We start from the raw sequence: 20365 nt of genomic DNA, 5'->3' as shown, positions 1-20365 counted from the left end.
GGCTCACCCTGAGGCGTCGTCCGAGCGCTGCCCTCCCGACCGGGAGGGCAGCCGGGCGAGGGCCTCCCGGGCCAGTTCGAACTGCTCGCGCAGCAGGCGTTCGCGCGCGCGCCAGTCCTTGGCCAACTGCCAGTTCGGCAGCTGCATGATTTCGTAACCCAGCGTCGCAACCCGTGACATGCCCAGGTTGCCCGCCACGCCCTTGAGCGCGTGGCAGTGGTCGCGGAACCCGTCCCAGTCGCCGGCCTGACCGGCCGATTCCAGTGAACCCAGGCAGCGCAGCGCGTCGCGCACGCACTGCTGCACGAAGTTGGCGACGAAGTCCTTGCCCAGGTTGAGCTCGGCCAGTTCGCCCAGCACGGTGCCGTCCAGCACCACCGCGTCCGCGGACGACGCATCGGTTTCCGACGCCGACGCCGCCGGCTCGCTGCCGCCCAGGGCGACGTCGGCCAGGGCCTCGAGCAGCCGCCCCGCGACGATCGGCTTGGGCAGGAACGCCCGCGCGCCCGCCTGTTCGCAGGACTGGATGGCCTCGGGCGTGACGTCGGCCGTGAGCACCAGGAATGGCGTGCGGTGCTTGCCACCCGCCTCCATCACCCGGACCTCGCGCATCACGTCCAGGCCGCTGACGCCGGGCATGTGCAGGTCGACCAGCACCGCATCAAAATCACGTTCGGTCAGCAGGTGCAGCACTTCGTCGCCGGTCTCGACTTCCTCGACGTGGTGCCCTGCTTTTTCCAGCAGGCGGCGCAGCACCATCCGGTTGGCGGCGTGGTCGTCGGCGATCAGCATGCGCAGCGGCTTGACCCGTGCGCGATGGCGCACGAACGGGTCGTCGAAGGCGATGACGTTGGCCGGCGACAGCGACCGGGCGGCTTCGGCCGATGCCAGCTCGTAGGGGAGCTCGACCCAGAAATGCGAACCTTGCCCTTCCTCGCTTTCAAACCCCAGGCGGCCGCCCATGGTTTCGGCAAGGCCCTTGGCGATGGTCGTGCCCAGGCCGGTGCCACCGTGACGGCGGGTCTTGGCGGAATCCACCTGTTCGAAGGCTTCGAAGAGCCGCTTCTGCGCTTCCAGCGGGATGCCGATGCCGGTGTCGCGCACCGAGAAACGCAGCATGATCTCCGCCGTTTCGACCCGGCCGGCTTCGGCCAGCTCGCGCCGGCGCGGTGGCGCCGGCCCCACGTCCAGGGTGACCCGGCCGACGTCGGTGAACTTGATCGCATTGTTGAGCAGGTTCACCAGGATCTGGCGCAGGTGGTCGACGTCACCTCGCAGCGTGTCGGGCAGGCGGTCCGATACCTGCACGGTGAAGCCCAGGCCCTTGGCGGCGGCCGCCGGCTGCAGCATCACCTGCACGCCACGCGTGAGCTCCCGCAGGCTGAAGTCCTCGACGTTCAGCCGCAGCTTGCCGGCTTCGATGGCGGAAATGTCCAGCACGTCTTCGACCAGGGCCAGCAGCGCCCGCGCCGACGTCTGGATGACCTCGGTGCACTCGCGCTGCTCCTTGCTCAGCCGCGTGGTGCTCAGCAGTTGGGACATGCCGACGATGCCGTTGAGCGGGGTCCGGAATTCGTGGCTCATGTTGGCCAGGAAGCGGCTCTTGGCCTCGTTGGCGCGCTTGGCCTCTTCGGTGGCGCGGGTCAGGGCGCGCAGCAGGGAAGTCAGGTAGGCCGGGATGGCGGTCAGGCCGAGCAGAAGGCCCCAGCCGAGCATCTGGTTCTGCTGCCAGTAGGGCGTCGTCAGCAGAACCCCGAGGAAACTGGCGCTGGCGATCAGGATGGCGGCGACCAGGTAACGCTCGCCAAAGCGCAGGCCATTGCCGATGGTGACCCACATGATCACCACGTAAACCGGCGACAGGGATTCGCCAAGCACGTGCATGGCGGCGCCCATCATTCCGTAGTCGAGCAACATGCCCAGCACGCGTCGCGGATGCGAGACGCCCGGACGCATCGCGATGCCGACCAGGATGCCCAGGCCGACCACGAATTCGATGGCGAAAAACGCAAAGACAAGCCGGAGCGGCTCGTTGCTGACGTCCGAGGAGGAAGTGACGCCCAGCAGGTAGACCAGGATCACCGCGGTGACCGCCACGCGGGTCAGGGCCTGGCCGTGCTCGCTGTCGCTCCGGTTACGGAAACGGGCGGCAATAACCTGCAGGGTGGATTTCACGGGGCGGCGCCTGCGGCCGGTCTGGTCAGGCGGCCGGCTGTGGCGCCAGCAGCGCGTGGATTTCCTGCACGCGCTCGCGTCGTGCCGTCAGGGCATCGACCACGGCCGGATCGAACAGGACGCCCGCCTGGCTGCGGACGAAGTCCATGGCCTCCTGGAAGGAATGTGCCGCACGCCAGGGGCGATCGGAGCTCATGGCATCGAGTACGTCCGCGGCGGCGACGATGCGCGCCGGCAGCGGGATGTCCTCGCCCGCCAGGCCGGACGGATAGCCGCTGCCGTCCCAGCGTTCCTGATGCCCCAGGGCGATGGTGGCGCCGGTCTGGACGAACTTGCTGGAACTGTCGCTGAGCAGGTCGAAGCCCAGCTGGGGGTGGCGGCGCACTTCGGCGAACTCGGCGTCGTCCAGCGGGCCGGGCTTGCGCAGGATGCCGTCGGAGATACCCAGCTTGCCGATGTCGTGCAGCGGCGCCGCCAGTTCGATCATGCGCACTTCGTCTTCGGACAGGCCCATGGCTTCGGCGATCACGCCGGCATATCGCGCCATGCGCTCGAAGCTGGCGACCGAGGTCGCGTCGCGGAACGCAGTGGCCTTGGCCAGGCGATGCAGGATTTCCCGCTCGCGTTCGTCGAGTTCGTGCATGCGCGCCAGCAGCTGGCGTTCGAGCTCATGCGCGCGGGACTTGAGGTTCTGCTGCTGCTGGCGCAGGGCCAGCAGGTTGCGGCAGCGCGAGCGCAATTCACGCGGACGCACCGGCTTGACCAGGAAATCGATGACGCCGGCTTCGAGCGCGGCATTGCGGATCGGCTCGTCGCCGACCACGGTGATCAGGATGATCGGCACGTCCCGGTGCGACAGCGGGCGGCGGAACCGGCGCGCGAACTCCAGGCCGTCGAGCTTGGGCATGCGGTAGTCCAGCAGCAGAAGGTCGGGCGAGCTTCGCTGCGACCACAGCAGGGCCTCGACCGGGTCGCCGAAGTCGGTGACCTTCACTTCCGGGCTGATGTCTTCCAGCAGGTGGCGGAACATGGTCCGCTGGGAAGGCTGGTCATCGACGATCAGGACATTCACGGCAAGTCTCCGGCGGCCCTTTGGCCACGTCGCCGCGGGGGCGGCACTGGGCCCACTCTACTCCCGTGTTTTCTGGTCCGGCAAGGGTTTAGCAATACTTCCTGAGCCCCGCCGCAGGTCACGCTGGCTTACGCTTCCGGCCGCATGTAGGGGAAAAGCAGCACGTCGCGGATCGACGCCGAGTCCGTGACCAGCATCACCAGCCGGTCGATGCCGATGCCCAGGCCACCGGTCGGCGCCATGCCGTACTCCAGGGCCCGGATGTAGTCGGCATCAAAATGCATGGCTTCGTCGTCGCCCCCCTCCTTGGCCTCGACCTGGGCCAGGAAGCGCGCCTTCTGGTCCTCGGGGTCGTTGAGCTCGGAGAACCCGTTGGCGATCTCCCGGCCGCCGACGAACAGCTCGAAGCGGTCGGTCAGGCCCGGATCGCTGTCGGAAGCCCGCGCCAGCGGACTCACTTCCACCGGGTGGTCGGTGATGAAGGTGGGCTGCACCAGCGTGTGCTCGACGGTCTTCTCGAATATCTCGAGCAGCAGCTTGCCCCAGCCATAGGCATCCTTGGTCCGGATGCCCAGGCGGGCGCAGTGCGCACGCATGGCCACGACGTCCCGCAGCTCCTCGCGGCGGATCTCCGGGTTGTGCTCGAGCACGGCTTCGGTCATCGACCAGCGGCGGAACGGCGGGCCCAGGTCGATTTCCATGCCTTCCCAGGTCAGGTGCGTGGTGTCGCGCACGCGCAGCGCCACCTCGCGGATCAGTTCCTCGGTGAGGTCCATCACCTCGTGGTAGGTGGCGTAGGCCTCGTACAACTCGAGCATGGTGAACTCGGGGTTGTGCCGGGTGGACACGCCCTCGTTGCGGAAGTTGCGGTTGATCTCGTACACCCGCTCCATGCCGCCGACCACCAGCCGCTTGAGGTAGAGCTCGGGCGCCACGCGCAGGTACAGATCCAGGCCCAGCGCGTTGTGGTGGGTGGCGAAGGGCTTGGCCGTGGCGCCGCCGGGGATGTAATGCATCATCGGCGTTTCCACTTCCAGGAAACGCCTGGCGTCGAGCCAGGCGCGCATCGCCGAGACGATGCGCGAGCGCTGCACGAACACCTCGCGCGCTTCCGGGTTCATGATCAGGTCGACGTAGCGCATGCGGTAGCGCTGCTCGACGTCGGCCAGGCCGTGGAACTTGTCCGGCAGCGGCCGCAGCGACTTGGTCATCAGGCGCAGCGACCTGGCCTTGACTGACAGTTCGCCGGTGCGGGTGCGGGTGAGACCGCCCTGCACCGCCACGATGTCGCCCACGTCCCAGCCCTTGAAGGCGTCGTAGGCCTCGCCCAGGTCCGCGGCCTGCAGGTAGAGCTGGATGCGGCCGGACATGTCCTGGATCTGCGCGAAGCTGGCCTTGCCCATCACGCGCTTGGCCATCAACCGGCCGGCGATCGAGACGCTGCGGTCCAGCGCTTCCAGGGTGTCGGCGGTCCACGCCTCCCCGTCGGCGAACTCGGCCTGCAGGTCGCCGGCGTAGTCGGCGCGCACGAAGTCGTTCGGGAAGGCGATGCCGCCGGCGTCGCGCAGCGCGGCGAGTTTGCCGCGGCGTTCGGCGATCAGGGCGTTTTCGTCGGCGGCGGGCACGGTCTGGCTGGGCTTGTCGGTCATGGTCTTGGTTTCTCAGGCGTCGGAGCGCTTGGCGCCGACTTCCAGGCCGGCCTTGAGGCTGGCTTCGATGAATTCATCCAGGTCGCCGTCGAGCACCTTCTGGGTGTCGGAGCGCTCGATGCCGGTGCGCAGGTCCTTGATGCGGCTCTGGTCGAGCACGTAGTTGCGGATCTGGCTGCCCCAGCCGATGTCGGACTTGGTGGCCTCCACCGCATCCTTCTCGGCGTTGCGTTTCTGGATCTCGAGCTCGTAGAGCTTGGCCGCCAGCATCTTCATCGCGGTATCGCGGTTGGCGTGCTGGCTGCGGCCGGTCTGGCAGGCAACCACGATGCCGGTGGGCTCGTGGGTGATGCGCACCGCCGACTCGGTCTTGTTGACGTGCTGGCCGCCGGCGCCGGACGAACGATAGACGTCGGTACGCAGGTCGGCGGGATTGATGGTGATGTCGATGTTGTCGTCGACTTCCGGCGACACGAACACCGAGGTGAAGCTGGTGTGCCGGCGGTTGTCGGAATCGAACGGCGACTTGCGCACCAGCCGGTGCACGCCGGTCTCGAGCTTGAGCCAGCCGTAGGCGTATTCGCCCTCGACCCTGAAGGTGGCCGACTTGATGCCGGCGACGTCGCCGCCGCTGACTTCCATCAGCTCGGTCTTCCAGCCGCGCGCTTCGCACCAGCGCAGGTACATGCGCAGCAGCATTTCGGCCCAGTCCTGGGCTTCGGTGCCGCCGGCGCCCGCCTGGATGTCCACGAAGGCGTTGGCCGAATCCATCTTGCCGGAGAACATGCGGCGGAATTCGAGTTGCTCGACCTCGCGCGCGGTTTTTTCGACGTCCTCGACGACCGAATCGACGGTGTCGGCGTCGTCTTCCATCTCGGCCAGATCGACCAGCTCGGCGCCACCCTCAAGGCTGGCGGTCAGCGTGCGGATGCCGTCGACGACCTTTTCCAGCGAAGCGCGTTCACGGCCCAGGGCCTGGGCGCGTTCGGGATCGTTCCAGACGTCGGGGCTTTCCAGCTCCCGGTTTACTTCTTCGAGACGTTCGACCTTGAGGTCGAAGTCAAAGATACCCCCTGAGCGAATCGAGCCGGCCAATGAGGTCGGCGATGCGCTGGCGGATGGGATTGAGTTCCATGGGATAGTCGCGACTTGGGGGACGAAAGGCCGCAAATAATAACACCCGCCCTAGGCGGGTGCGGGCTCGAGGTGGCGCACCAGCAGCTGCACGCCGCGCCGGCCGTTCCAGTCGTCGGGTTCAAGCTGGAAGGCAAGGCGCAGGCGCGACGGCGGCGCGGTGCCGGCCCAGCCGCCGAAGTGGATGGCCGACAGCTTCGCACCGCCGGCGTCGGGCGCCAGCTCGAGCTTGAGATGGCGCTCGCCGACGCGCCGCCAGGACTGCACGCGGAAACAGCCATCGAACACCGGCTCCGGAAAGCCCTGGCCCCAGGGGCCGGCCAGCCGCAGCTGGTCGGCCAGGTCGCGGCTGAAGTCGGCCACGTCCAGTTCGCCATCGCTGGCGAGCTCGGCGCGCAGCTGGGCCGGGTCGACCAGACCCGAGACCACGGTTTCCAGGGCCTGGCGGAAGGCCGCCAACTGCCCTGCCCCGAGGCTCAGGCCGGCGGCCATCGCGTGGCCGCCGAAACGTTCGATCAGGCCCGGGTGGCGCGCGTCGACCGCGGCCAGGGCATCGCGCAGGTGCAGGCCGGGGATCGATCGCGCCGACCCCTTCAGGCGATCGCTGCCGGGCTCTTCCGGCGCGAAGGCCAGCACGGGCCGATGCAGCCGGTCCTTGAGCCGCGAAGCCACCAGCCCGACCACGCCCGGGTGCCAGTCCGGTTCGTGCAGGCAAAGCACCGGCGGCAGGTCGCCCTCGTCCAGCGGCAGGTTCGCCACCAGCGCCTCGGCGGTATCGACCATCTGCTGCTGCAGGTCCTTGCGCTCGGCGTTGATGCCTTCGAGCACCTCGGCCAGTTCGCGGGCCCGGCCGGGGTCGTCGCAAAGCAGGCATTCGATGCCCAGCGCCATGTCCTCGAGACGGCCCGCGGCATTGAGCCGCGGCCCGATCGCGAATCCGATGTCCGAGGCCGTCAGGTTCGCTTCGTCCCGCTTGGCCAGCTCGATCAGTGCGCGCAGCCCGGGCTGGCCCTGGCCCTTGCGCAGGCGTCGCAAGCCAGCGGAAACCAGCAGGCGATTGTTGTAGTCCAGCGGCACCAGGTCGGCCACCGTGCCCACGGCCACCAGGTCCAGCAGCACCGACAGGTCGGGCTCGGGCCCGGAGAACGCACCGGCCTCGCGCAGGTGCCGGCGCAGGGCCAGCAGCAGGTAGAACACGACGCCGACGCCAGCCAGGGCCTTGCTGGGGAAACCGTCGCCGCCGAGGTTGGGGTCCACGATCACGTCGGCGTCGGGCAGGGTTTCACCCGGCAGGTGATGGTCGGTGACCAGCACGCGCCAGCCGCGGGCCTTGGCGGCGGCGATGCCGGCGTGGCAGGCGATGCCGCTGTCCACGGTCAGCAGCAAATCGGGCGCCATCGGCACCAGGTCTTCCACCAAGGCCGGGCTCAGACCGTAACCATGCCTGGCACGGTGCGGCACCTGGTAGGACACGCGCCGGGCGCCCAGCAGGCGCAGGCCACGCACGGCAACGGCCGTGCCGGTGGCGCCGTCGCAATCGAAGTCGCCCACGACCACCACGTGCGCGTCGCTGGCCATTGCCTGCGCCAGCATCGCGGCCGCCCGACCGACCTGGCCCAGGGCGTCCGGCGGCAGCAAGCGGGCCAGCCGGAGCTCGCCGTCCTCTGGCGTGAGCACGCCACGGGCGGCGTAGATGCGCTGCAGCACCGGCGGCACCGATTCGGGCCAGGGGCCAAACGGCGGCACCTTGCGCCGGACGATGCGCGTGGCCGGTGGCGTCATGCCAGGCTGGCCAACGCCGGGCGCAGCAGGCGCCAGCGCTGGCCCGGACGCAGCCACCAGGACGCGCCGTCGGCGAAATCAAGCACCAGGCCAGCGGCGTCCAGTCCGGCAAGGCGTTCGAGCAGAGTCGCTTCCACGGCGGACCAGTCGCGGCTGTCGCGCAGGTCCACCAGCTCGCCTTCGGCGCCTGCCGGCCAGGCTGCCGCCAGCGCCGCCAGCGAGGCCAGCTGCGCCTCGTCCGAATGCACCGTACGCAGCCGACCTTGCACCTGGTCGGGCAGTCGTCCGGCGCCCCAGAAACACAGGCTGTTGGCCGGGACCCGGCCGCTGGCCACGCGCGTGGCGTTGACCGGATGGTTGTGCAGGATCACCTGGGCTTCGTTGAGCAGGGCGCGCCAGCGCCGCCCCTCGGGACCGTCGGGCAGGTGCAGGAACAGGTCGTCGCCCAGTACCGCCTCGGGCGCGGCGAAAGCCGGCAGCCGCGCCTCGACCGGCAGCGCCAGGTACCAGCGCTCAGGATGCGGCGCCGAAATGGGAAAGCCGGTGTCGCCGAACAGCGGCCGCAGGGCGTCGGAGAGCGCCTTGGCTTCTTCCGTCGACAGGCCCAGTTCGCCGACGGCCAGCACGCGCGCGCCGGTCATGTCGGGGCGCACATAGGCCGGATCGGCGCGCAGCCAGCTGTGCAGCACGGCGTCGCCGGCGTCACGCTGGCGGGTGATGGCGGCCATCGGCCAGCCGCGCGGCAGCAGCTCGAACCAGCGCTGCAGCTGCGCGCGCTCGCCGGCCTCGCCGTCGGGCAGGCGGTCGGCGCGGCCCAGGACCCGGGCGACCGGTTTGGACAAGGGCTGGCCGGCGAAACGCCGGCGTTCGGGCAGCAGCAGGGCCTGGCGCGGGGCGCTCATCCTGGGCGGCTCAGGCCTCGTATCGCACGGCGACGATGTCGTAGTCGCGGGTGCCGGCGGGCGCCTGGATGGTGACGGTGTCGCCTTCGTGCTTGCCGATCAGTGCACGCGCCAGCGGCGAGGACACCGACACCAGGCCTTTCTTGATGTCGGCCTCGAGGTCGCCGACGATCTGGTAGGTCACTTCGTCGCCGCTGTCGCAGTCGGCCAGCTCGACCGTGGCGCCGAACACCACGCGGCTGCCGGCGTTGAGCGTGGACACGTCGATCAGCTGGGCATGCGAGAGCGTGTATTCGAGCTCCTGGATCCGGCCTTCGATGAAACCCTGCTGCTCGCGCGCGGCATGGTATTCGGCGTTTTCCTTCAGGTCGCCGTGCGCACGCGCTTCGGCGATCGCGCTGATGACCGCCGGGCGCTTGACCGACTTGAGGTGGTCGAGCTCCTCGCGCAGTCGCGCGGCGCCCTGGGTGGTCAGGGGGGCTCTCATCCGTGAAGCTCCTTGTGCAGTTCCTGCAGCGACCAGACCCGGGGGTTGTCACGGGTGTCGGTGCTGCGGATCAGGGCGCGTGCGCCCGGAATGGTGGTGGAATAGGTGACGCGGTGCTGCAGTGCCTCGCGCCGGATCGAGAACGAGTCGGAGATGGCCTGCTTGCCCTCGGTCGTATTGACGATGTAGCAGATCTCGCCGTTCTTGATCAGGTCGACGATGTGCGGCCGGCCCTCGATCACCTTGTTGACGCGGTCGCAGTCGATGCCCTGCCCGCGCAGGAAATGCGCGGTGCCTTCGGTGGCCACCAGGGTGTAACCACGCTCCACCAGCTCGCGGGCGACCGGCAGCAGGCGCTGCTTGTCGGGATCACGCACGGACAGGAAGGCCTTGCCCGGACGCGGCGCCTTGATGCTGGCGGCTTCCTCGGCACGGCCGAAGGCTTCGGCGAAGGTGCGGCCCACGCCCATCACTTCGCCGGTCGAACGCATTTCCGGGCCCAGGATCGGGTCGACGTTCTGGAACTTGGCGAAGGGGAAGATGGCTTCCTTCACCGAGTAGTAGTCGGGCACGACCTCGCGGGTGGCGCCCTGTTCGGCCAGCGACTTGCCGGCCATGCAGCGGGCGGCGATCTTGGCCAGCGGCACGCCGATGGCCTTGGAGACGAAGGGCACCGTGCGCGAGGCGCGCGGGTTCACTTCCAGCAGGTAGATGGTGTCCTTGCCCTGCTCGTCGAAGGTAATCGCGAACTGGGTGTTCATCAGGCCCACGACCTTGAGCGCGCGGGCCAGCTGGCCCACCTGTACGCGCAGCTTGTCCTGCACTTCGGCCGACAGTGAATACGGCGGCAGCGAGCAGGACGAATCGCCCGAATGCACGCCGGCTTCCTCGATGTGTTCCATGATGCCGCCGACCAGCACGTTGCCTTCGGCGTCGGCGATGATGTCCACGTCCACTTCGACGGCGTTGTCGAGGAAGCGGTCGAGCAGCACCGGCGAATCGTTCGACACCTGCACCGCCTCGCGGATGTAGCGCGACAGGTCGGCGTCGGTGTAGACGATCTCCATCGCCCGTCCACCGAGCACGTAGCTCGGGCGCACCACCAGCGGGTAACCGACCTGGTTGGCCAGGGCCACGGCCTCGTCCGGGTTGCGGGCCAGGCGGTTGGGCGGCTGCAGCAGCCCCAGGTCGTCGACCAGCTTCTGGAAACGCTCGCGGTCCTCGGCCAGGTCGATGCTGTCGGGGCTGGTGCCGATGATCGGCACGCCGGCGGCTTCCAGCGCACGCGACAGCTTGAGCGGGGTCTGGCCGCCGTACTGCACGATCACGCCCTTGGGTTTTTCGACCTCGACGATCTCCAGCACGTCCTCGAGCGTCAGCGGCTCGAAGTACAGCCGGTCGGAGGTGTCGTAGTCGGTGGACACCGTTTCCGGGTTGCAGTTGACCATGATGGTTTCGTAACCATCCTCGCGCAGCGCAAGCGCGGCGTGCACGCAGCAATAGTCGAACTCGATGCCCTGGCCGATGCGGTTGGGGCCGCCGCCGAGCACCATGATCTTTTCGCGGTCGCTCGGCGCGGCCTCGCACTCGTCTTCGTAGGTGGAATACAGGTAGGCGGTCTGGGTGGCGAACTCGGCGGCGCAGCTGTCCACGCGCTTGTACACCGGGCGCACGCCGAAGGCGCGGCGCAGGGCGCGCACCGCCGCTTCGCCGGTGCCGGTCAGCTGGGCCAGGCGGGCGTCGGAGAAACCCAGTCGCTTGAGCCGGCGCAGCGATGCCGCGTCGAGCCCGGCCAGGCCGGCGTCGGCGACGTCCTTCTCGGCGGCGACGATTTCTTCGATCTGGTCCAGGAACCAGGGATCGATGAAGCTCAGCTTGAACACGTCATCCACCGACAGGCCGGCACGGAAGGCTTCGGCCACCTGGAACAGGCGGTCGGGGCCGGGCTCCTTGAGCTCGCGGCGGATCTTGACCAGGCCTTCTTCGCCCCGGCCGGCATCGCCGGTGGGATCGAAACCGACCTTGCCGGTCTCCAGGCCACGCAGGGCCTTCTGCATCGACTCCTGGAAGCAGCGGCCGATCGCCATTACCTCGCCCACGGACTTCATCTGGGTGGTCAGGCGTGAATCGGCGGCCGGGAACTTCTCGAAGGCGAAACGCGGGATCTTGGTGACCACGTAATCGATCGTCGGTTCGAACGACGCCGGCGTGGCGCCGCCGGTGATCTCGTTGCGCAGTTCATCCAGGGTGTAACCCACCGCCAGCTTGGCGGCGATCTTGGCGATCGGGAAACCGGTGGCCTTCGACGCCAGGGCCGAGGAGCGCGACACGCGCGGATTCATCTCGATCACCACCACGCGACCGTTCTCGGCGTTGATGCCGAACTGCACGTTGGAACCGCCGGTGTCCACGCCGATCTTGCGCAGCACGGCGATAGAGGCGTCGCGCAGGCGCTGGTATTCCTTGTCGGTCAGGGTCTGGGCCGGCGCCACGGTGATCGAGTCGCCGGTGTGCACGCCCATCGGGTCGAGGTTCTCGATCGAGCACACGATGATGCAGTTGTCCGCGGTGTCACGGACGACTTCCATCTCGAATTCCTTCCAGCCCAGCACCGACTCTTCGACCAGCACTTCGTGGGTAGGCGACAGCTCGAGGCCGCGCGTGACGATCTCGACCAGTTCCTCGCGGTTGTAGGCGATGCCGCCGCCGCTGCCGCCCAGGGTGAAGCTGGGGCGGACGATGGTCGGGTAGCCCACGGTCGCCTGGATGCGGATGGCTTCGTCGAGCGACTTGGCCACTTCCGCCTTCGGGCAGTCCAGGCCGATCTCGCGCATGGCCACGCGGAACAATTCGCGGTCCTCGGCCATGCGGATCGCTTCGCGCTTGGCGCCGATCAGCTCGACGTTGTACTTGTCCAGCACGCCGGCGTCGGCCAGGTCCAGGGCGCAGTTGAGCGCGGTCTGGCCGCCCATGGTCGGCAGCAGCGCGTCGGGTTTTTCCTTGGCGATGATGCGCTCGACCGTGGCCGGGTTGATCGGCTCGATGTAGACGGCGTCGGCCATGTCCGGGTCGGTCATGATCGTCGCCGGATTCGAATTCACCAGCACCACCCGGTAGCCTTCGTCACGCAAGGCCTTGCAGGCCTGGGCCCCCGAGTAGTCGAACTCGCAGGCCTGGCCGATGACGATCGGTCCGGCGCCAATGATCAGGATGGTCTTGAGGTCGTTACGCTTGGGCATGGTGGGCTCAGTTGAACAGCACGGATGTGGGGATGTCGCAGCGGCCCATGCCGCCAAGGATGAGCCGGGTGGCGAGATCCTCGCCCACCTTCTCGCCGCGCGTGTTGTTTTCCTCGACGCTGCTGCCGGCGTCGAAGGCATCGCCAATGCCGATCACGCGGCGCAGGGCCGCATGCCCGGGATCGGTCATGAACTCCATGAAAGCCTGCAGCTCCTCCGGACGGCTGGCGCTCAGGATTTCGGCTTCGTCGACCTTGCGGCCGGTGATTTCCTGCTGCACGCCGGCCATCACCAGCGTGCCCATCGTCCGGGCCGCCCCCGATTCCATGAGGCGGATCGACCGGTCCATGGTCTCGTTGCCCTGCCCGGCGAACTCCTGCACCTTCTTGCGCATCACCCGGCGGTAACCGGCGGAACTGAGCTCGCCGCGCAGGCAGGCCAGCTGCCCGGCGTCGAGGACGTCGGGTTTTTCCTGCACCGGCCAGTGCGGGTCGCGGTCCGCGAAGTGTCCGAACACCAGGTGCATCGGCATCGCCTGCACCGCCAGGTCGGTGAGGCGGTCGACCCGCCCTGCCCCGGTCGCGGCGGCGAACGAGGGCAAGACGGCCAGCAGGGTGGCAAGCAGCAGGGAAGTCAGGCGCGGGGTCATGGGCGGCTCCTGTCGTTCAGGGGGCGTCGGCCGGGGCCTTGGCGCCCGGACGGGTGTGCTTGTCCAGGAAGGCCTCCATGGCGGTATAGAGCTCGACCTGGTTGTCGTAGTCGTAGAAGCCGTGGCCTTCCTTATCCTCGACGATCCTGACCTCGGGCGGCTTGCCCGCCTTTTCCAGCCGGTCGAGCAAGAAGTCGTACTGGGAGATCGGCACGCGCGGATCCTTGGCGCCGTGCACCAGCATCACCGCGGCCTTGATGCGGTCGACGTTGAAAGCGGGGGACTGGAGGGCGCGGCCCGACTCGGTTTCAGGGAACACGTCGCGCTGGTAATTGCGGCCGTACTCGCTCTCCGCCACGTCGCTGTCCTTCATCCACAGCGACATGCTGTACAGGCCCACGTAGCCGATGGCGCACTTGTACATGTCCGGTTCGCGGACGACGCTTTGCAGGGCCGCATAACCACCATAGGACGCGCCATAGGTGCACATCCGGTTCTTGTCGGCGATGCCCTGTCCTACCACCCAGTTCACGGCGTCGGTCATGTCGTCGATCATCGTGGTGCCCCAGTTGCGGTAACCGGCGCCCTGGAATTCGTCGCCGTAACCACCGGATCCACGGAAGTTGATCTGCAGGACCGCATAACCGCGATTGGCGAGGAACTGCACTTCGGGATTGAAGCCCCACTCGTCGCGCGGCCCGTGGGGACCACCATGCGGGTGCAGGATCAGCGGCAGGTCGCGGCCATCGGAATTCACGGGAATGGTCAGGTAACCATGCAGCTTGCGGCCGTCCCGCGCGGTGACGACGATGGGATCCATCGGCGACATCTGCTCGGGATCGATCCAGTCGCGCGAGGCAAGCAGGAACTGCGCCCGGCCGGTCTGGCGGTCGAACAGGTAATAGGCGCCGGGATCGACGTCGCTGTAGGTGCGGAACAGGACCAGGCGGCCATCGCGGCTGATGCCGTCGAAGCGCACCGCATGCTGCGGGAACGCGTTGATCAGGCCCGCATAAGTCTTCGACTCCGGGTGCTCGGGATTGATGAAGTTGTAACCCGGCAGTCCGTCGAGGTAGCTGACGGCCAGGATGTCGCGTTCATCGCTGCTGGGGAGCACGCCGTTCGGATCCACGTTGGGATTGCTCGAGAGCAGCGTTTCCTCGCCGCCCGACGGGTCGGCCAGGACCAGGCGGGTCGGCTCGCCCTTGTCGCTCTTGGCGAAGACGACCGCGGTGTTTTCGGCGTTGAAACCCAGGGGCCGGCGGATCGGGTCGCCCAGCCCGGCGCGGTTCCGGACTTCCCAGCCATCGTCCTTGCGGCGAAGGGTGACGCGGATGCCCTCTTCGTCCTGCCCGACGGCGTAACGCACCTCGCCCTCGTGGTCGAGGATGAAGGTGCCCATGCGCAGCGGCGCGCTGGCCACGGTGGTGATGCGCCCGGTGTTGACGTTGAGCTTGGAGAGGAACGCCGAGTCGACCGAACGGACAACGAGCACGTTGGACGGGTCTTCCCAGACCTTGTCCACGATGGTGTAGGTGCCACCGTTGGGGATGTCGATGCGCTTGGTGCCGTCGACATTGCTGGCGTACACGTCGGGATTGCCTACGCGGGCGTCAAAACGTCCCACCTTTCGCGAAACATAGAGGAAGAACCGCTCGTCGCTGACCCAGCTGACCCGGTCGATGTGCTTCTTTTCGCCGTAGTCCCACTTGCCCACCAGCTTCATGCCGTCGACCTCGAAGGCCGCCAGCACGGTGCGGTCGCCCTGGGGCACCGACACGGTGATGTACTTGCCGCTGGGCGACAGCGACACGGAGGTGAACTCCGGATCCTTGAAGAAGTCGCCGACCGGCAGCTGCGGCGGCTTCGCCAGCGCGAGCGCCGGCAAGGCAAGCATCGCGGTGAGCAGCAGTTTCCCGAAAATACGCATGGTTTCCTTCCCCGAAATTTAAGGTCAGCCCCTGGCTGACATCATGCTGGCGAATTTGTCGAACAGTCCGGCCACGTCGCGCGGGCCGGGACTGGCTTCCGGGTGACCCTGGAAGCTGAATGCCGGGGCGTCGGCCAGCTCGATGCCCTGGTTGGATCCGTCGAAAAGCGAACGATGGGTGATCCTGACGCCGGCCGGCAGGCTGGCCTCGTCGATCGCGAAACCATGGTTCTGGCTGGTGATCATCACCCGCTGGGAGTCGAGGTCGATGACCGGGTGGTTGGCGCCGTGGTGGCCGAACTTCATCTTCATGGTGCGGGCACCGGCGGCCAGACCGAGCAACTGGTGGCCCAGGCAGATGCCAAAGGTCGGCACCTTCGCCGCCAGCACTTCGCGGATGGCGGCGATGGCGTAGTCGCAGGGCTCCGGGTCACCGGGGCCATTGGACAGGAAGACGCCGTCGGGCTTCTCCGCCAGCACCTGGGCGGCCGGCGTCTGCGCCGGCACCACGGTGACCCGGCAGCCACGGTCGGCCAGCATGCGCAGGATGTTGCGCTTGACGCCGAAGTCGTAGGCCACGACGTGGAAACGCGGCTCGAAGCGCGCGAATTCATTGGCATCGAGGTCCAGCGAGCCTTCGGTCCAGCTGTAGCGCTCGCGGGTGCAGACTTCCTTGGCCAGGTCCATGCCCTTGAGGCCAGGGAACTTGCGGGCGGCCTCGATGGCGGCGTCGCGGTCGATGTCGCCGGCGACCAGGCAGCCGTTCTGGGCGCCACGGTCGCGCAGCAGGCGGGTCAGCCTGCGGGTGTCGATGCCGGCGATGGCCACCACGCCCCGGGCCGACAGCCATTCAGGCAACGAGGCCTGGCTGCGCCAGTTGCTGGGGCGGCGTGGCACGTCGCGCACGATCAGGCCGGACGCCCAGGGCTTTTCGGCCTCGTCGTCCTGGGCCGTGAAGCCGGTATTGCCGATGTGCGGGTAGGTCAGGGTGACCAGCTGCCGGGCATAGGACGGATCGGTGACGATCTCCTGGTAGCCGGTCATGGCGGTGTTGAACACCACTTCGCCAGTACGGCTGCCGGTGGCGCCTACGGAGATGCCCTCGAATACAGTGCCGTCTTCGAGCGCGAGGATTGCGGGTTGGTTCACGGGCTATCGCCTTGCTTGGGGGAACCCGTTCGCCGGGTGTGCGAACACCCGCGGACTGGGCAGGACCATGTCCGTACGGATGAGGGTTCAGGCGAGCCGGAAGTTTAGCGACACCGGCCCCAAAAGGGAAACGCCGCGTGCGCCGGCCTAGGTCCGACCGCCTGCCAGCAGCAGGTCACCGAAGTCGTAGCGGCCCGGACCCCGCCCGGACAGCCTCACCGCGGCCTCCAGGGCGCCGCGGGCGAAGATGTCGCGGTTGCTGGCGCGGTGCACCAGCTCCAGGCGCTCGCCGGGGCCGGTGAGCTGGACCAGGTGTTCGCCGACGATGTCGCCGCAGCGCAGGCTGGCGTAATGCGGCGGGCTGCCCCGGCCCTGCTCCACCGCCTGGCCCAGCGACAGCGCGGTGCCCGACGGCGCGTCCTTCTTCTGGGTGTGGTGGGACTCGACGATATCGGCGTCCCAGCCTGGCAGCGCGGCTGCCGCCTGGTGCACCAGGGCCCGCAGCACCGCCACGCCGACGCTGAAATTCGCCGACCACAGCACCGGCACGAGCTCCGAGGCCTCGTCCATGGCCGCCACCTGGGCGTCGGACAGCCCCGTGGTGCCGCTGACCAGGCCGGCGCCCTTGGCCCGGCAGGCCGCGACCAGCGGCCCGAAGCCTTCGGGCAGGCTGAAATCGATGGCCAGGTCGTAATCGGGCGCCTCGGCCAGTTTCCCGACCGGCAGCACCGGCACCCCGGCCGGCGCCTCCGCCAGCGGCTGGCCGCTGCGCGAAACGGCGGCGACCAGCTGCAGTTCGGGCCGTTCGGCGACCAGGCGCAGCAGCGCGCGGCCCATGCGCCCGCTGGCGCCGTGGATGAGGATGCGGATGGGGAGCGGTTCTTCCATGGCCGGACGCTAGCGGAAAGCGCCCGGCGCTGGCAAACGGCTACACTCGCGGCCATGCCTGAACGCGCCGCCGTCCCGTCGCGGACGACTTCCGCCCGCCATGTGCCCATCCGGCTGCCGCTGCTGGCCCTGGCCGTGCTGGCGCTGGTATTGCACCTCACAGGGGCCCTGGATCGCGTCGACGACCGGCTGGGCGACTGGCTGCTGGCCAAACATGCCCAGTCGCGTATTCCACCCGGCGACATCGTGGTGGTGGCGATCGACCAGAAGAGCCTGGATGAACTCCAGGAAATCGCCGGCAACTGGCCCTGGCCGCGCGCGATCCACGCCGAGCTGCTCGCCGGCCTGGCGCCGCATGCGCCCAAGGCCGTCGCCTTCGACATCATGTTCAACGAAGTCGACAAGCTGGGCATCGATAGTGACCTCGCCTTCCAGGAGGTCGTATCCAGCCAGGACAACCTGTTCTTCGCCTCGCTGCGCCTGGTCGATGGCAACCAGGCCCCATTGGCGCTGCTGCCGCCCAGCTTCGGTGCCGAAAGAACCGCCGGCGCGGACCCTGATGCCAGGGCCACGCTGCTGGTGCCCGCGGCCTTGCCGGAGGAAAACTGGCGCGGCGGGCTGATCAACTTCGAAGCCGACCGCGACGGCACCGGCCGGCACGCGCGCATCTACCAGGACATCGCCGGCTGGCACCTGCACTCGATGGCCGCCAACCTGGCCCGCTTTTCCGGCACCGCCCTGCCCGACCGGGAGCGCATCCGCCTGCACTGGTTCGGCCAGCCGCCGGCAACGGTCTCCTACCTGGACCTGTTCACGGACCTGGAACAGCGCGAGCCGCAAATCGCCCCGACCCTGGCCGGCAAGATCGTGCTGGTGGCGGCCACCGCGCCGGGCATGCATGAAAACCGGCCAACACCGCTGGGCCAGCACACGCCCGGTCCGCACATCATCGCCACCGCCGTCGCCAACCTGCGCGCCGGCGACTGGCTCAGCGACTGGCCCGCGCGCTGGCCCCTGCTGCTGGTCCTGGCCGGGGGCACGGCCCTGGCCTTCTACCGGCGCGCCAGCCCGCTGCAGTCGGGGCTGGGACTGGGGGCAGCCAGCCTGGCCGCCCTGGCCGCCGCCTGGTTCGCGTTCGACGCCAACCTGTACCTGCCGGTGGGCGCGGCGCTGGCGCTGGCCTGGGTCGGCTACGGCCTTCTCACGGTGGAATCGCAGTGGCTCGAGCGCCGCCAGCGCGAGGCCACGATCGGCATCTTCGGACGCTTCCTGGACCCGCGCGTGGTCGAGGGCCTGGTCGAAAGTGGTGAACTCGACCGCGGACGCAAGCCCGAGGCGCGCGAGATCACCATCCTGTTCTCCGACATCCGCGGCTTCACGACGCTGTCGGAGACACGCACGCCGGAACAGGTGGTGGACCTGCTCAACCGCTATTTCAGCCGCCAGGTCGAGGTGATCTTCCGGCACGGCGGCACCCTGGACAAATTCATCGGCGACGCGATCATGGCCTTCTGGAATGCTCCGACACAGACGCCGGGGCATGCGTCGAAGGCCGTGGAGGCGGCGCTCGACATGGCCCTGGCCCTGGACGAGTTCAAGCGCGAACTGGCCGCCAACGGCGAGGGCCTGGGCGACTTCGACGTCGGCATCGGCCTGCATACCGGCCCTGCCGTGGTGGGCTTCCTGGGCAGCGACACGCGCATGGAATACACCGCCATCGGCGACACCGTGAACCTGGGCAGCCGCATCGAGGGCACCACCAAGGGCGTTGCCCGGATCCTGGTTTCGGGCGCCACGAAGTCCGCTTGCGGCAACAATTCCCGTTTTAAATTCATCCACCGCGGACAATTCAAGGTCAAGGGCCGCGAAAAGCCGGTCGAGCTCTACGAGCCGGTACGCAACACCGATCAATCCCGAGCAGGAGGCACGCCGTGAGAACACAACGCAGGTACCCCACTCCCCGGCTGGCGCTGGCGCTGGCCGCCACCCTGGCCAGCGGGCTGGCCTTCGCCGAGTCCGCCACGACCCTGCGTGCCACCGAAATGCGCAGCGAACCCCTGGGCTCGGCCGACGTGGTGGCCAAGCTGGGCGCCAAGGCGCCCGTGGACATCACCGATCGCAACGGCGCCTGGGCCGGGGTCAAGAACGCCGAGGGCCAGGAGGGCTGGGTGCGGGTGCTGAACCTGCGCACCGGCACGTCCGACGGCAAGAAGGCCGGTGGCGGCAACCAGCTGGCGGCGGCCTTCCTCACCGGATCGAGCGGCAATACCGTCAGCACCGGCGTCAAGGGCCTGTCGCCGGAAAAACTTCGCAATGCCGGCTCGGCGCCTTCCGAGGTCCAAATGCTCGACCAGCTGGCCGTCGCGCCCGACGACGCCCGGCTGTTCGCGACGTCCGCCAGCCTCGAAGCCCACCAGGTCGACTACCCCAAGTCCGACCGCCGCAGCCGGAGGAAGCAGCGATGAAACCCAGACATTTCCTGGCCGCACTGGTCGCGTTGGCCCTGGCGTCTCCCGCCGCCGGCTTCGGTCGCCTCGGTGACGCGGAAAAGCTCTTCAAGTTCGGCAAGAAGGCCGCCGATGCCAGCGCACCGATCACCGACGAGGACGAAATCGAGCTCGGCCGGGGCATCGCCGCCCGCCTGCTGGCCGCCCGCCCGCTGGTGCGCGACGAGGCCATGCAGCAGTACGTGAACCGGGTCGGCCTGTGGCTGGCGCTGCAGACCGAGCGCCCGAACCTGCCCTGGCGCTTCGGCGTGATGGACAGCACCGACGTCAATGCCTTCGCCCTGCCCGGTGGCACCATCCTGATCACCCAGGGCCTGTACGACCGCCTGCGCGACGAGGCCGAACTGGCCGCCGTGCTTTCGCACGAAATCGCCCACGTGGTCGAACGCCACCAGGTGAAGGCCATCAAGAAGCAAATGGGCACCGCTTTTGCCACGGAACTGGCCGGTGAAGCGGCCGGCCGGAGCGACAGCCAGGCCGTGCGGATGTTCGGCCAGAAGGCCTTCCAGGCCGGCACCGAGATCTTCGTGCGTGGCCTGGACAAGGGCGACGAACACCAGGCCGACGTGCACGGCATGGTCATTTCGGCCCGCGGCGGCTACAACCCCTACGCGCTGGCGACCGTGCTGCACACCCTGGACGGCACCAAGGCCGACGATGTTGGCGTCGCGCTGATGTTCTCCACCCATCCGACCCCGGTAAGCCGCATCGAACACCTGGAAACGGTGGTGGGCGACAAGCTCGAGGCCTACGCGGTGAACGAGCCGCCGGCGCGCATGGTGCGGCCCGCGCAGTAAAACCC

General features: G+C 68.4%; 15 protein-coding genes. 3 read left to right on the top strand and 12 right to left on the bottom strand.

Annotated elements, in window-relative coordinates; translation table 11 throughout:
* Positions 1-3 precede the first annotated feature (3 nt).
* From ACYVJH_RS02645 to dapB, 12 genes are all read right to left on the bottom strand, one after another.
* Positions 4-2175, bottom strand: coding sequence for an ATP-binding protein (locus ACYVJH_RS02645; protein ID WP_460453105.1), 2172 nt, complete (start codon positions 2173-2175; stop codon positions 4-6).
* A gap of 25 nt (positions 2176-2200) precedes the next feature.
* Positions 2201-3247: an HD domain-containing phosphohydrolase gene (locus tag ACYVJH_RS02640; RefSeq protein ID WP_460453104.1), complete on the bottom strand. Its 1047-nt coding sequence runs from the start codon at positions 3245-3247 to the stop codon at positions 2201-2203.
* Between the two features lie 128 nt (positions 3248-3375).
* Positions 3376-4896 carry a lysine--tRNA ligase gene (lysS, locus tag ACYVJH_RS02635; protein WP_460453103.1) on the bottom strand — a complete coding sequence of 507 codons (1521 nt, stop codon included), beginning with the start codon at positions 4894-4896 and terminating at the stop codon, positions 3376-3378.
* Positions 4897-4908: 12 nt separating this feature from the next.
* Positions 4909-6031 (bottom strand): peptide chain release factor 2 gene (prfB, locus tag ACYVJH_RS02630; RefSeq protein ID WP_460453102.1). Its coding sequence is split into 2 segments (ribosomal slippage): positions 4909-5958 and positions 5960-6031, totalling 1122 coding nucleotides; the frame shifts between segments, so codons are not numbered across the junction.
* A gap of 50 nt (positions 6032-6081) precedes the next feature.
* Entirely contained in the window at positions 6082-7812 is a 1731-nt protein-coding gene (gene recJ, locus ACYVJH_RS02625; RefSeq protein ID WP_460453101.1) for a single-stranded-DNA-specific exonuclease RecJ, read from the bottom strand.
* Positions 7809-8714 carry a phosphoglycerate mutase gene (locus ACYVJH_RS02620; protein WP_460453100.1) on the bottom strand — a complete coding sequence of 302 codons (906 nt, stop codon included), beginning with the start codon at positions 8712-8714 and terminating at the stop codon, positions 7809-7811. The genes recJ and ACYVJH_RS02620 overlap by 4 nt, the downstream gene beginning before the upstream one ends.
* Positions 8715-8724: 10 nt before the next feature.
* Positions 8725-9201 (bottom strand): transcription elongation factor GreA, encoded by a 477-nt coding sequence (gene greA / locus ACYVJH_RS02615; RefSeq protein ID WP_460453099.1) that lies wholly within the window; start codon positions 9199-9201, stop codon positions 8725-8727.
* The gene (carB, locus tag ACYVJH_RS02610) at positions 9198-12440 is read right to left on the bottom strand and encodes a carbamoyl-phosphate synthase large subunit (RefSeq protein WP_460453098.1); all 3243 of its coding nucleotides are present in this window, start codon (positions 12438-12440) and stop codon (positions 9198-9200) included. Before carB ends, greA begins: the two co-directional genes overlap by 4 nt.
* A 7-nt stretch (positions 12441-12447) precedes the next feature.
* Positions 12448-13089, bottom strand: a complete 642-nt coding sequence (locus ACYVJH_RS02605) for a hypothetical protein (protein WP_460453097.1) — start codon at positions 13087-13089, stop codon at positions 12448-12450.
* Between the two features lie 16 nt (positions 13090-13105).
* Complete coding sequence (locus ACYVJH_RS02600) at positions 13106-15019, bottom strand: S9 family peptidase (RefSeq protein WP_460453096.1); 1914 nt, start codon at positions 15017-15019, stop codon at positions 13106-13108.
* 24 nt (positions 15020-15043) lie between these two features.
* Positions 15044-16168, bottom strand: a complete 1125-nt coding sequence (carA, locus tag ACYVJH_RS02595; RefSeq protein WP_460453095.1) for a glutamine-hydrolyzing carbamoyl-phosphate synthase small subunit — start codon at positions 16166-16168, stop codon at positions 15044-15046.
* 147 nt (positions 16169-16315) lie between these two features.
* Complete coding sequence (gene dapB / locus ACYVJH_RS02590) at positions 16316-17056, bottom strand: 4-hydroxy-tetrahydrodipicolinate reductase (protein WP_460453094.1); 741 nt, start codon at positions 17054-17056, stop codon at positions 16316-16318.
* 54 nt (positions 17057-17110) lie between these two features.
* Here dapB and ACYVJH_RS02585 point away from each other — a divergent pair, with 54 nt between their 5' ends.
* Genes ACYVJH_RS02585 through ACYVJH_RS02575 form a run of 3 tightly spaced genes read left to right on the top strand, consistent with a single transcriptional unit; the run spans position 17111 to position 20360 of the window.
* Positions 17111-18991, top strand: coding sequence for a CHASE2 domain-containing protein (locus ACYVJH_RS02585; RefSeq protein WP_460453093.1), 1881 nt, complete (start codon positions 17111-17113; stop codon positions 18989-18991).
* Complete coding sequence (locus tag ACYVJH_RS02580; RefSeq protein ID WP_460453092.1) at positions 18988-19521, top strand: SH3 domain-containing protein; 534 nt, start codon at positions 18988-18990, stop codon at positions 19519-19521. The genes ACYVJH_RS02585 and ACYVJH_RS02580 overlap by 4 nt, the downstream gene beginning before the upstream one ends.
* The gene (locus ACYVJH_RS02575; protein ID WP_460453091.1) at positions 19518-20360 is read left to right on the top strand and encodes a M48 family metalloprotease; all 843 of its coding nucleotides are present in this window, start codon (positions 19518-19520) and stop codon (positions 20358-20360) included. Before ACYVJH_RS02580 ends, ACYVJH_RS02575 begins: the two co-directional genes overlap by 4 nt.
* Positions 20361-20365 lie beyond the last annotated feature (5 nt).

This window comes from Arenimonas aestuarii (genome assembly GCF_054781715.1).
Note: the sequence above shows the minus strand (reverse complement) of the source record. Positions and strands in the feature narration are given on the sequence as shown.

Coding starts and splice junctions, on each gene's coding strand:
- ACYVJH_RS02585 (WP_460453093.1), top strand. CDS start 17,111: ATGCCTGAACGCGCCGCCGTCCCGTCGCGGACGACTTCCGCCCGCCAT.
- carB (WP_460453098.1), bottom strand. CDS start 12,440: ATGCCCAAGCGTAACGACCTCAAGACCATCCTGATCATTGGCGCCGGA.
- recJ (WP_460453101.1), bottom strand. CDS start 7,812: ATGACGCCACCGGCCACGCGCATCGTCCGGCGCAAGGTGCCGCCGTTT.
- greA (WP_460453099.1), bottom strand. CDS start 9,201: ATGAGAGCCCCCCTGACCACCCAGGGCGCCGCGCGACTGCGCGAGGAG.
- ACYVJH_RS02605 (WP_460453097.1), bottom strand. CDS start 13,089: ATGACCCCGCGCCTGACTTCCCTGCTGCTTGCCACCCTGCTGGCCGTC.
- lysS (WP_460453103.1), bottom strand. CDS start 4,896: ATGACCGACAAGCCCAGCCAGACCGTGCCCGCCGCCGACGAAAACGCC.
- ACYVJH_RS02575 (WP_460453091.1), top strand. CDS start 19,518: ATGAAACCCAGACATTTCCTGGCCGCACTGGTCGCGTTGGCCCTGGCG.
- ACYVJH_RS02600 (WP_460453096.1), bottom strand. CDS start 15,019: ATGCGTATTTTCGGGAAACTGCTGCTCACCGCGATGCTTGCCTTGCCG.
- dapB (WP_460453094.1), bottom strand. CDS start 17,056: ATGGAAGAACCGCTCCCCATCCGCATCCTCATCCACGGCGCCAGCGGG.
- ACYVJH_RS02620 (WP_460453100.1), bottom strand. CDS start 8,714: ATGAGCGCCCCGCGCCAGGCCCTGCTGCTGCCCGAACGCCGGCGTTTC.